A 10,707-nucleotide genomic window follows, 5' to 3' on the forward strand; every position below is an offset into this window, starting at 1 on the left:
TAGGGTGACCTCATGACCACCCGTTGGGCCCCCGCCAAGAAAGACACGCTCCGTGCACTCGCGACCGAGATCCTGCACAACTACTCGAGGGGCCGCGCCTTCGTCGCCGTCGACGGCCTGCCCGGTGCCGGCCAGGCCGCGTTCGCCGACGACCTCGCCGACGCCCTCCGCGAGCTCGGGCACGCGGCCTTCCGCGCCTCCGTCGAGGACTTCGTCGTCCCCGTCGACACGGGCTCGTCGCCCGACATCGGCGCCGCCGACCCGGCCTTCGCGCCCGAGCTCTTCCGCCGCGTCCTCATCGAGCCCTTCCGCCTCGGCGGCAGCACCGGGTGGGTCGAGGCGGCTTATGACCGCGAGGCCCGCCGCGCCGCCGAGCCGCGCTGGGTCACCGGGCCCGCCGACGCGATCCTCCTCGTCGACGGCGCCGGGCTCAACGAGCCCGAGCTCGCCGGCCTCTGGAACTACAGCGTCTGGGTCACGGCCGACGCCCACCGCGGCGGCCTCCGTGCCCGGGCGACCTCCGTCGTCGACGTCAGCGACCCGGAGCACCCGCGCCGCGTGTTCGACGACGCGTGCTGAGGCCCGCCCCTCGCCGGTGCGGTAGCGTCGTCGCGTGAACAGCGGCATCCTCCTCGTCGACAAGCCGCAGGGCATCACCAGCCACGACGTCGTGTCGCGCGTGCGCCGGGCCGCCGGCACCCGCAAGGTCGGCCACGCCGGCACCCTCGACCCGCTGGCCACCGGGCTCCTCGTGCTCGGCCTGAACTCGTCGACGCGCCTCCTGACCTTCCTCGTCGGCCTCGACAAGACCTACGAGGCGACCATCCGCCTCGGCGTGGCCACGACGACCGACGACTCCGAGGGCGAGACGACCGCCACGCACGACGCCTCCGCCGTCGCCGACGAGGCGATCGACGCCGGGGTGCGGGCCCTCTGCGGCCCGATCAGCCAGGTGCCCACGACCGTGAGCGCCATCAAGGTGAACGGCCGTCGCGCGTACGACCTCGCCCGCGAGGGCGTCGAGGTCGAGCTCAAGGCCCGCGACGTGACGATCTCCGACTTCTCCGTCCTCGACCGGCGAACCGCCGAGGTCGTCGACGAGGCCGGGCGCACCGTGACCGTCCGCGACCTCGACGTCCGGGTGCGCTGCTCCTCCGGCACCTACGTGCGGGCGCTGGCCCGCGACCTGGGCGCCGGGCTCGGCGTCGGCGGGCACCTCACGGCCCTGCGCCGCACGACCGTCGGCCCCTTCGACGTCGCCGACGCCGCCGTCCTCGAGAGCATCGACGTCGCGCCCGCCCTCCTGCCCCCCACCGCGGTGGCGGAGCGCCTCTTCCCCGTCTGGCGGATGACCGCCGACGAGACGGTCGACCTCGGCCACGGCAAGCGCGTCACTGTCGGCATCGACGACACCACCGGGCCCGTCGCCGCCGTGACGCCCTCCGGCGACCTCGCCGGGCTGGTCGAGGTGCGGCGGGGGCAGGCCGTCCCCATCGTCAACTTCCCGAGCGACGAGGTGTCGGCATGATCGAGTGGTTCACCTGGGTGCAGGTCGTCGTGGCCTGCGTCGCCGGCCTCGTCTGCGTCGTCGCCGGGTTCGCCCGCAAGCTGCCGAACGACATCACCGTCGGTGCGACGGCCCTCGTGCTCGTGCTGCTGCTCGTCCAGCTCGTCGTCGCGATCGTGGCCCCGTTCGTCGGCAACCCGCCCACGGGCAACGTCGTCGAGTTCTACATCTACCTGGTGTCGGCCATCCTCCTCCCGCCCCTGGCGGTGGTCTGGGCGCTCGTCGACCGGACCCGGTGGAGCAACCTCGTGCTCGCGGCGTCGGTGTTCGCGGTCGCCGTGATGGTCTACCGCATGCTGCAGATCTGGACGGTGCAGGTCGCGTGACGCCGTCGACGAGCCGCATCCCGTCGACCCTGCCGCCCGTGTCGGCGCGCACGGCGACCGCGACCTATCCTGGTCGATGATGGTCACTCAGAAGTCAACGCGCGCGGTCGGCCTCGGCCGGGTCCTCGTCGCGGTCTACGCCCTCCTCGCCCTGGCGGCCACCGGCCGCTCCGTCTTCCAGATCGCCGAGCAGTTCTCGGAGGCGCCGCTCGCCTACACGCTGAGCGCCCTCTCGGCGGTCGTCTACATCGTCGCGACCGTGGCCCTCGTCAAGCGGGGCACCACCTCCTACGCCGTCGCCTGGGCCACCATCTCGTTCGAGCTCGCCGGCGTCCTGATCGTCGGGCTGGTGACCGCGCTCGACCCGGCCCTCTTCCCCGACGACACCGTCTGGTCGTTCTTCGGCCGCGGCTACGGCTTCGTGCCGCTCCTGCTCCCCGTGCTGGGCATGATCTGGCTCGCGCGCACCCGACCGACCGCCGCCGAGCGCGCGCACGACGGCGAGCCGGAGTCCGTCACCGGCCTGCCCGAGTAGGCGACGTGCAGTTCTTCGAGACCGTCGCCTCCGTCCCGGCCGACTTCGGGCCGAGCGCCGTCACCATCGGCAAGTTCGACGGGGTCCACGTCGGCCACCGGGCCGTCATCGACCTCCTCGAGCAGGTGGCCGCCGACGAGGGCCTCGTGAGCACCGTCGTCACCTTCGACCGGCACCCGCTCGCCGTGCTGCGACCGGGCGACGTGCCCCGGGCCCTGGTCAGCAACCGCCAGAAGCGCGAGCTGCTCGAGCAGGCGGGCGTCGCCGCGACGCTCATGCTCACCTTCGACGACGAGCTCCGCGCCCTCGCTCCCGAGGAGTTCGTCGACAGGATCCTCGTGGGCGCCCTCCACGCGCGGGTCGTCTTCGTCGGCGACGACTTCCGCTTCGGCGTCCGGGGCAGCGGCACCGTCGATACGCTCCGCGAGCTCGGGGCCACCCGCGGGCTCCGGGTGGTCTCGATCGACGACGTCCGCCCCGGAGGCGCACGCCGCGCCTCCTCGACCTGGATCCGCGAGCTGCTCGACGGGGGCCGCGTGCGCGAGGCCGCCGAGCTGCTCGGCCGGGAGCCCGCGGTGCGGGGCGTCGTCGTCCAGGGCGAGCAGCGCGGCCGCGAGCTGGGGTTCCCCACCGCCAACCTCGAGCCGCACAGCGAGGGCTTCGTGCCCGCCGACGGCGTCTACGCCGCCCGGGTGCTCGTCGGCGACACCCTGTACCCGGCGGCCGTCTCCGTCGGCAACAACCCGACCTTCGAGGGCGTGCCCGAGAAGCAGGTCGAGGCCCACCTCCTCGACGTGACGCTCGACCTCTACGGGCAGGAGATCACCGTGCACTTCGTCGACTGGGTGCGGGGCAACGTCGCCTTCGAGGGGCTCGACGCGCTGATCGCCCACATCCGGGCCGACGTCGTGCGGTGCCGTGAGATCCTCGGGGCGCCCGCGCCCTGATCCCGCACCGTGCGGCCTCCGCCCGCGCCGGCCGGACGAGCCCGCGCCGCGACGGCCCGGTCGCGCGGACGCCCGGACGCCAGGAGGCCCGCACGACGATCGTCGTGCGGGCCTCCTGCTCTGTCGCGGCGTCGGCCGGGGCTCGCCGGCGTCAGCTCAGTACGACGTCGCGTCGTCCCCGGCGCCGGAGGCGTTGCCGGTCTCGAGCCGGTGCGCGAGGTCGTCGAGGATGGTGCCGCTGGCGCTGGTGCCGAAGCGGGTCACGCCGAGGTCGAGCATCTCGAGGACGGTGTCGAGGCCGCGCACGCCGCCCGACGCCTTGACCTGGACGGCCTCGCCGACCGCGTCGCGCATGAGGCGCAGGTGGGGGAGGGTCGCGCCGCCGCCGGCGAACCCGGTGGAGGTCTTGACGAAGGCCGCGCCGGCCCGCTCGGCGGCCTTCGAGCCCGCGACGATCTCGTCGTCGCTGAGGAAGGCGGTCTCGAGGATGACCTTGACGACGAGGTCGCCCGCGGCCTCGACCACGGCGCGGACGTCGGCCTCGACATCGTCGAGCAGGCCGCTGCGCAGCCGGCCGACGTTGACGACCATGTCGAGCTCGACGGCGCCGTCGGCGACGGCCTGACGGGACTCGGCGACCTTGGCCTCGGTCGAGGTCGTGCCGTGGGGGAAGCCGATGACGGTGCCGACGAGGACGCCGGTGCCCTCGAGGCGGTCGACGGCGTGGGCGACGTCGGAGGGGCGGACGCACACGCTGAAGACGTGGTGCGCCGCGGCCGTGTCGAGCGCTTCGTCGACGTCGGCACGGGTCAGTTCGGGCTTGAGGATCGCGTGGTCGATCATGCCGGCGACGGCGGCGACCGTGGGGAGCTGCTGGGTAGTCATGATTCTGCCAGCGTAGCTTGGGCACATGGCCACCGACCCCGTCCCGTCCGACCCCCGCCCCGCCGCCGACCCCGTCGTGCGCGAGAACGACGGCGCGGTCGCGCGGCGCCGTGTCCTCGTCACCGGCTCGACCGGCTACATCGGCGGGCGTCTGACGCCGCGCCTGGTGGCGGCCGGCGCCGACGTGCGCGTCCTGGTGCGGAGCCCCGGCAAGCTCGTCGACGTCCCGTGGGCCGGCGACGTGGAGGTCGTCGAGGGCGACCTCACCGACGCCTCCACCGTCCGCCCCGCCATGGAGGGCGTCGACGTCGTCTACTACCTCGCCCACGCGATGGGCGGTCGCGGCGACTTCGAGGCGGCGGAGGCGGAGGCCGCCCACACCGTCGCCGACGCCGCCCGTGAGGCAGGCGTCGGCCGCATCGTCTACCTCGGCGGCCTGCACCCCGAGGGCGAGCTCTCGAAGCACCTCCAGTCGCGCAAGGAGGTCGGCGACATCCTGCTGGCGAGCGGGGTCCCGACGGTCGCCCTCCAGGCGGGCGTGGTCATCGGCTCGGGCTCGGCGTCGTTCGAGATGATCCGCCACCTCACCGACGTGCTGCCCTACATGCCCGCGCCGAAGTGGGTCCGCAACCAGATCCAGCCGATCGCCGTCCGCGACGTGCTGCACTACCTCCTCGGGGCCGCCGACGTGCCCGCCGACGTCAACCGCACCTTCGACATCGGGGGCCCCGACGTCCTCCGCTACGGCCAGATGATGAACGGCTACGCCCTGGAGGCGGGGCTGAAGCAACGCCCCATCGCCTCGCTGCCGGTCTTCACGCCGTGGCTGGCCTCGCAGTGGGTCAACCTCGTCACACCCGTGCCCCGCGCCCTCGCCGTGCCGATCATCGCGTCGCTCCAGTACGACTGCGTCGTGCACGAGCACGACATCGACCAGTACGTGCCGGCGCCGGCCGAGGGACTGCTGCGCTACCGCCAGGCCGTGCGCCTCGCGCTGCAGCGCGAGAAGGACGGCGAGGTCGAGACGAGCTGGCAGGACAGCTCGGTGTCGGGAGCGCCCAGCGACCTCCTGCCCAGCGACCCCGACTGGTCGGGCCACATCGTCTACACCGACGACCGGGAGACCGACTCGACCGCGCCTCCGGAGGAGCTCTGGAAGGTCGTCGAGAGCATCGGCGGCGAGAACGGCTGGTACTCCTTCCCGCTGGCCTGGGCCGCGCGGGGCTGGATGGACCGGCTCGTCGGGGGAGTGGGGCTGCAGCGCGGCCGTCGCAGCCGCAGCACGCTCCGTGCGGGCGACGCCCTCGACTGGTGGCGCGTCGAGAAGATCGAGCGCGGCCACCTGCTGCGGCTCCGGGCCGAGATGAAGGTGCCGGGCGGCGCGTGGCTGGAGATGACCGTGACGCCCCGCGAGGGCGGCGGCTCCCACTACCGCCAGCGCGCGGTCTTCTTCCCGCAGGGGCTCGGCGGGCGCCTGTACTGGTTCGCCATCCTGCCCTTCCACGGGGTGATCTTCTCCGGCATGCTCGAGCGCATCACCGCCACGGCCGAGCGGGACGCGGCCGCCGCCTCCCACGGTGTCGACGTGCCCGCGGGGCGAGGAGCCCAGGAGGCGCGGGTCAGCGCCGACGACGCCCCCGGCAGCAGCGCGGCCGGGTCGTGACGCCGCTGCTCGCCGCCCCGCTGCTGGCCCCGCTGCTGCGGGCGTCGGCGACGCTGACGCCGAGCCCGTCGCCGTTCGGCTCCGCGGGCGACGGGCCCGCCTCGCCCGTGCCGCTGTGGCTGGGCGTGACCCTCGGGATCGTCGTCGTGGTCGCGTCGTTCGTCGTGCTCCTGCCCGGCGTGCGACGGGGCCTCGACCGCATCTCGTCCCATCGACCTCGACGCTTCCGCGACTGACGCGGTAGCGTCGAACCACCCCGCGACCGGTGGAGCCGCCCTCGGGCAGCACGGCCGGTCGCGAACACGACGACAGGAGGCCCCCATGGCGCACGGCGAGAAACTCGTCTTCGTCGGAGACAGCATCACGGCAGGCGGCGACTGGACCGCCTGGTTCCCCGACGACGACGTCGTCGAGCTCGGCGTCGACGGCGACACCACCACCAGCCTGGCCGAGCGCCTCGACGACGTCGTGGCGGCCCAGCCCGACTCGGTCGTGCTGCTGATCGGCACGAACGACTTCGGCCAGCGACGCACCGTCGAGCAGGTCGTGCGCGGCGTCGAGTCGATCATGGTGACGATGCGGCGCGAGCTGCCCGGCACCCGGCTGCTGCTCCAGTCGATCATGCCGCGGGGCGCCGACTACGCCCCGCGCATCAAGGACGCCAACCGGCACCTCCGCCAGTTCTCCTCGACCGTCCGGGCGCAGTACCTCGACCTGTGGCCCGCGCTGGCCGACGAGTCGGGCGACGCGATCCGCCCCGACTTCAGCGACGACCAGCTGCACCTCACGGCCGCGGGCTACGAGGCGTGGCTCGCCGAGCTCGTGCCCGGGCTGGCGCGGCTCCGCGACGAGCCGCCGATGAGCGCGCCGCTGCGCGTGCTCAACGTGCCCTACGACATCGACTGAGCCCGAGGCGTCGGGGCGCCCGACGCGTCGGGGGCGCGCAGGGTGCCCAGGGTGCCCCCGATAGGCTCGTCCGTGCCGCGCCCGCGGCCTGACGAGAGGTCGCAAGCCCGTGCCCACGCCCACCGCTCCCGCCTTCCTGCGACCCGCCCTGGCGCCCGGTCTGCTCGGGGCGATCGTGCTGACTGTCGGGGCGTTCCTGCTCGACTCGCCGACCTTCACGATCGTGCGCTTCGCGGTGGCGATCCTCGCGCTGATCATGCTCGTCTTCGCCTGGCGCGGCCGGACCTGGTGGGCGCTGCCCGTCCTCGCGGCGATCGCGGTGATCTGGAACCCCGTGGCCGTCGTGCCGCTCTCCGGTCAGCCGTGGGCCGCCCTGCAGTTCGCCGGCGCGGTCGCGTTCGTGGTCACGGGGGTCCTCGTGAAGGTGCCGACGGAGCAGGCGACGGGCGACGCCCGCCCCGCTCGACGTCGCTGACCGGGACGACGAGTTCCGGCGTTCACGAGAACCCGCTTCCACCAGCTAAAATCAGTTCGTTCTAGAGTGCGGCGGCCGTCCCGAGGCCCCCACGGGAAGTTGAGTCTGAATGGTCACCGAGATCACCGGTACGACAGAGAGTCCTCTGCTGACGCCTCGTCCCCGACCCGGTGGTCTGGACCGCGACGACGTGGTGGTGCGCAAGGGGCAGTTCACGCTCCTGAACGGCCACCTCACGCCGCAGCAGTCGATGATCGAGGACCTCCTCTTCATCCGTCGCGTCCTCGACGAGGCGGCCATCCCGTTCCTCCTCGTCCGCGGCAACGACGTGCGCCCCGTGCTGGCGGTCGACGTCGTCCACCGCCGTGCCTTCATCGACGCCATGATCGCGGCGTCGGGCTCCGAGCCGTTCTACGCCAAGCCCCGCAAGGGCCAGGCCGTCCTCGTCGCCGAGGGGGGCCTCGAGTCCGAGACCGAGCGGGCCTTCAAGGTGTACCGCCCCCGCGTCGAGCCCATCGGCCGCCTCCGCTACGGCGCCGGCACGGCCGTCCAGGTCGAGTTCTGGATCCTCACCGACGATGAGGTCCTCGTGCCCGTCGAGAACTCCCTGATGCGCTACTCGCTGCCCCGCGAGGAGGCCGTCGAGACGACCGTCGAGCGCTACGGCCTCGAGTGGCCGACCCTCGAGCACATGTTCGACGACCACGCCACCGACATCACCTTCGACATCGACATCGTCTTCTCCTGGGTCGACGGCAACTCGGTCGAGTACCAGCGCGCCCGTGCCGCGCAGGCGAAGCGCCACGTCGTGGGCGAGGGCGACGACGCCCCGGCCCGGTTCCGCCAGATCGACGAGCTCAAGTACGCCCTCCGCAGCGTGTACATGTTCGCCCCGTGGGTCCGCAACATCTACATCGCGACCGACTCGCCGGTGCCCGAGTGGCTGGGCGACCACCCGCGCGTGCGCGTCGTGCGGAGCGAGGAGTTCTTCTCCGACCTGTCGTTCCTCCCCACGCACAACTCGCAGGCCGTCGAGTCGCAGCTGCACCACATCGAGGGGCTCAGCGAGCACTTCCTCTACTCGAACGACGACATGTTCTTCGGGCGCCCGGTCGCGCCGTCGATGTTCTTCTCGCCGGGCTCGGTGACGAAGTTCATCGAGGCCGAGACGCGCATCGGGCTCGGCGTCAACAACACCGAGCGCAGCGGCTTCGAGAACGCGGCCCGGGTGAACCGGCGCCTCCTGCAGCAGCGCTTCGGCAGGGTCACCACCCGTCATCTCGAGCACACCGCGGCGCCCCTGCGCCGCAGCGTCATGTCGGAGATGGAGCACGAGTTCGCGGACGAGTTCCGCGCGACCGCGTCGAGCCCGTTCCGGGCGAAGGAGAACGTCTCCGTGACGAACTCGCTCTACCACTACTACTCGCTGATGACGGGGCGCGCGATCGTGCAGGAGGCCGCCCGGGTCCGCTACGTCGACACGACGACGGTCGCCGACCTCGCCTCGCTCTCCGACCTGCTGAAGAAGCGCTCGTACGACTTCTTCTGCCTCAACGACGGCAGCTTCCCCGAGGTCACCGACGAGGAGCGCACGGCGACGGTCACCGACTTCCTCGAGCGGTACTACCCGTTCGCGGCCCCGTGGGAGAAGGCCGAGATGGAGCGCGTCGAGCGCGAGACGGCCGAGCAGCGTCGCCGCGTCCGCCGTGCGGGCGGCGACCAGGACCAGATCGAGGCGTAGCCCCGGGGAGGCTCGGGCCGGCACCCGCCGGCACCGCGCCTCCCGCAGGTGGTCACGCCGGGTGCTCGCCCCGCCGCACCTCGCCCGCCACGACGAACTGCGTGCTCGGGTCGCCCGACAGTGCGGCGTCGACGCGAGCACGCATGTCGGCGGTCATCGGCGGCAGGTCGCCGCGGGGGAACCACCGGGCCTCGGTGTTCTCACCGTCGGCCGGCGCGGGGTCGCCGCTCTGCCAGCGCATCAGGAACGTGTGGTCGAGGTAGCTCGCCTGGTCGCCGTTGCCGTAGACGATGCCCTCGGTCACCCCGAGGGCGGCGAGCCGCACGGGCACGACGTGGAGGTCGGCCTCCTCGAGCACCTCGCGCACCGCGGCGTCGGCGGGGTGCTCGCCCGGGTCGATGATGCCGGTGACGGGAGTCCACTCGCCCGTGTCGGAGCGGCGGACCATGAGCAGGTCGTCGCCCCGCTCGACGACGGCGGTGACGCCGGAGAGCCAGAGCGGCGCGGTGCCGATCGACTCGCGGAGGGTGAGGATGAAGTCGGGGACGGCCATGCCGCGAGCCTAGCGAGCACGTCGTCGAGGAGCCTGCCCGTGCCTGGCCGCGCGTAGGCTGACGGGATGAGGGGCGACGACGTGCGGTGGGGGGCCGACGTGCGCTCGATCTCCGACATGGCGGGGGAGTCGCTGCTGCTCGGCGGAGGCGGCCGGGCCATCCTGCTGCAGCTCGCGAACCCGGCCGTGGGGCACGGGGTCGCCGACCACAGCGACTTCGTCGACCGGCCGCTCGCCCGCCTGCACGGCACGATGACCTACCTCTACGCCATCGTCTTCGGCACGCCCGACGAGGTCGCCTTCGTGCGGGCGCTCGTGGACCGGGCGCACCGGCCCGTCCGGAGCGCCGCCTCCTCGCCGGTCTCCTACGACGCGGTCGACCCGCAGCTACAGCTCTGGGTGGCGGCGACGCTCTACGACTCGGCGATCACGCTCTACGAACGCGTCCACGGGGCGCTGTCGCCCCAGGCGGCGGAGGACGTCTACCGCGACTACGTGGTCGTCGGCTCGGCTCTCCAGATGCCGCCGGAGCTGTGGCCGGCGACCCGAGCCGAGTTCCGCACCTGGTGGGACGCCCAGCTCGCCGGGCTGTCCGTCGACGAAGTCACCCGCGACGTCGCGCACCAGCTGCTGCACCCGGTGAACGTGCCCGTGGCGCTCCGCCTGGCCATGCCGCTCGCGCGCCTCGTGACGGCGGGGCTGCTGCCGGCGACGGTGAGGGAGGCGTTCGGCCTGCCCTGGGGAGCGGTGCGGCAGGGCCTCTTCGACGTCGTCGTGGGCGTGAGCCGGGTCGTCGTGCCGCGGCTGCCCGCGCGGGTCAGGCACGTGCTGCGGGACCACTACCTGCGGCGGCTGCGGCGCTACATGGCGCAGCGGGGCACGGAGCAGGCCGGCTAGGGAGCCACACCGCGGGTCGCCTAGTCGTCCGTCGCTGCGTGGTGCCCCCTCGGCGTCGGTCGTGCCCGGCCCCGGCTCGTCGCCGCCGTCTGTCGCGGTGATGTCTCAGATCCCGAACGCCGAACGCCGAACGCCGAACGCCGAACTCCGAACTCTGAACTCTGAACTCTGAACTCTGAACTCTGAACTCTGAACTCTGAACTCTGAACTCT

At 72.9% G+C, this 10,707-nt stretch carries 13 protein-coding genes; 11 read left to right on the forward strand and 2 right to left on the reverse strand.

The window, feature by feature from the left end:
• Positions 1–12: 12 nt before the first annotated feature.
• The 5 genes from ASF82_RS04790 (at position 13) to ASF82_RS04810 (ending at position 3,375) form a co-directional block, all read left to right on the forward strand.
• Positions 13–579 carry a hypothetical protein gene (locus ASF82_RS04790; protein ID WP_056054063.1) on the forward strand — a complete coding sequence of 189 codons (567 nt, stop codon included), beginning with the start codon at positions 13–15 and terminating at the stop codon, positions 577–579.
• A gap of 34 nt (positions 580–613) precedes the next feature.
• Positions 614–1,528, forward strand: a complete 915-nt coding sequence (gene truB / locus ASF82_RS04795) for a tRNA pseudouridine(55) synthase TruB (RefSeq protein WP_056054068.1) — start codon at positions 614–616, stop codon at positions 1,526–1,528.
• The gene (locus ASF82_RS04800) at positions 1,525–1,893 is read left to right on the forward strand and encodes a hypothetical protein (protein WP_056054073.1); all 369 of its coding nucleotides are present in this window, start codon (positions 1,525–1,527) and stop codon (positions 1,891–1,893) included. Before truB ends, ASF82_RS04800 begins: the two co-directional genes overlap by 4 nt.
• 76 nt (positions 1,894–1,969) lie before the next feature.
• Complete coding sequence (locus tag ASF82_RS04805) at positions 1,970–2,428, forward strand: hypothetical protein (protein WP_056054076.1); 459 nt, start codon at positions 1,970–1,972, stop codon at positions 2,426–2,428.
• A 5-nt stretch (positions 2,429–2,433) separates the two neighbouring features.
• Positions 2,434–3,375: a bifunctional riboflavin kinase/FAD synthetase gene (locus tag ASF82_RS04810; RefSeq protein WP_056054079.1), complete on the forward strand. Its 942-nt coding sequence runs from the start codon at positions 2,434–2,436 to the stop codon at positions 3,373–3,375.
• A gap of 156 nt (positions 3,376–3,531) precedes the next feature.
• Here ASF82_RS04810 and deoC read toward each other — a convergent pair whose 3' ends face one another.
• Positions 3,532–4,260: a deoxyribose-phosphate aldolase gene (gene deoC / locus ASF82_RS04815; protein ID WP_056054082.1), complete on the reverse strand. Its 729-nt coding sequence runs from the start codon at positions 4,258–4,260 to the stop codon at positions 3,532–3,534.
• 25 nt (positions 4,261–4,285) lie between these two features.
• Here deoC and ASF82_RS04820 point away from each other — a divergent pair, with 25 nt between their 5' ends.
• The 5 genes from ASF82_RS04820 to ASF82_RS04840 all read left to right on the forward strand — a co-directional run bounded on the left by ASF82_RS04820 (position 4,286) and on the right by ASF82_RS04840 (position 9,045).
• Positions 4,286–5,923, forward strand: coding sequence for an SDR family oxidoreductase (locus ASF82_RS04820; protein ID WP_082514317.1), 1,638 nt, complete (start codon positions 4,286–4,288; stop codon positions 5,921–5,923).
• On the forward strand, positions 5,920–6,159 hold the full coding sequence (locus ASF82_RS04825) for a hypothetical protein (RefSeq protein WP_056054086.1): 240 nt from the start codon (positions 5,920–5,922) through the stop codon (positions 6,157–6,159). Before ASF82_RS04820 ends, ASF82_RS04825 begins: the two co-directional genes overlap by 4 nt.
• Positions 6,160–6,244: 85 nt before the next feature.
• On the forward strand, positions 6,245–6,829 hold the full coding sequence (locus ASF82_RS04830) for a GDSL-type esterase/lipase family protein (RefSeq protein ID WP_056054090.1): 585 nt from the start codon (positions 6,245–6,247) through the stop codon (positions 6,827–6,829).
• Between the two features lie 109 nt (positions 6,830–6,938).
• Entirely contained in the window at positions 6,939–7,304 is a 366-nt protein-coding gene (locus tag ASF82_RS04835; protein ID WP_056054093.1) for a DUF6804 family protein, read from the forward strand.
• Between the two features lie 109 nt (positions 7,305–7,413).
• On the forward strand, positions 7,414–9,045 hold the full coding sequence (locus ASF82_RS04840) for a stealth conserved region 3 domain-containing protein (RefSeq protein WP_082514318.1): 1,632 nt from the start codon (positions 7,414–7,416) through the stop codon (positions 9,043–9,045).
• Positions 9,046–9,097: 52 nt separating this feature from the next.
• Here ASF82_RS04840 and ASF82_RS04845 read toward each other — a convergent pair whose 3' ends face one another.
• Complete coding sequence (locus ASF82_RS04845) at positions 9,098–9,598, reverse strand: NUDIX domain-containing protein (RefSeq protein ID WP_056054096.1); 501 nt, start codon at positions 9,596–9,598, stop codon at positions 9,098–9,100.
• Positions 9,599–9,664: 66 nt separating this feature from the next.
• Here ASF82_RS04845 and ASF82_RS04850 point away from each other — a divergent pair, with 66 nt between their 5' ends.
• Entirely contained in the window at positions 9,665–10,495 is an 831-nt protein-coding gene (locus ASF82_RS04850; RefSeq protein ID WP_056054100.1) for an oxygenase MpaB family protein, read from the forward strand.
• The last annotated feature ends 212 nt before the right edge of the window (positions 10,496–10,707 follow it).

Origin of the sequence: Frigoribacterium sp. Leaf164 (assembly GCF_001423665.1) — a bacterium.
Taxonomy (GTDB): Bacteria; Actinomycetota; Actinomycetes; order Actinomycetales; family Microbacteriaceae; genus Frigoribacterium; species Frigoribacterium endophyticum.

What these genes read in the sequence shown, in the direction of transcription:
- ASF82_RS04790 (WP_056054063.1), top strand. Translation starts at nt 13, where the DNA reads ATGACCACCCGTTGGGCCCCCGCCAAGAAAGACACGCTCCGTGCACTC.
- ASF82_RS04800 (WP_056054073.1), top strand. Translation starts at nt 1,525, where the DNA reads ATGATCGAGTGGTTCACCTGGGTGCAGGTCGTCGTGGCCTGCGTCGCC.
- ASF82_RS04805 (WP_056054076.1), top strand. Translation starts at nt 1,970, where the DNA reads ATGATGGTCACTCAGAAGTCAACGCGCGCGGTCGGCCTCGGCCGGGTC.
- deoC (WP_056054082.1), bottom strand. Translation starts at nt 4,260, where the DNA reads ATGACTACCCAGCAGCTCCCCACGGTCGCCGCCGTCGCCGGCATGATC.
- ASF82_RS04820 (WP_082514317.1), top strand. Translation starts at nt 4,286, where the DNA reads ATGGCCACCGACCCCGTCCCGTCCGACCCCCGCCCCGCCGCCGACCCC.
- ASF82_RS04830 (WP_056054090.1), top strand. Translation starts at nt 6,245, where the DNA reads ATGGCGCACGGCGAGAAACTCGTCTTCGTCGGAGACAGCATCACGGCA.
- ASF82_RS04840 (WP_082514318.1), top strand. Translation starts at nt 7,414, where the DNA reads ATGGTCACCGAGATCACCGGTACGACAGAGAGTCCTCTGCTGACGCCT.
- ASF82_RS04845 (WP_056054096.1), bottom strand. Translation starts at nt 9,598, where the DNA reads ATGGCCGTCCCCGACTTCATCCTCACCCTCCGCGAGTCGATCGGCACC.
- ASF82_RS04850 (WP_056054100.1), top strand. Translation starts at nt 9,665, where the DNA reads ATGAGGGGCGACGACGTGCGGTGGGGGGCCGACGTGCGCTCGATCTCC.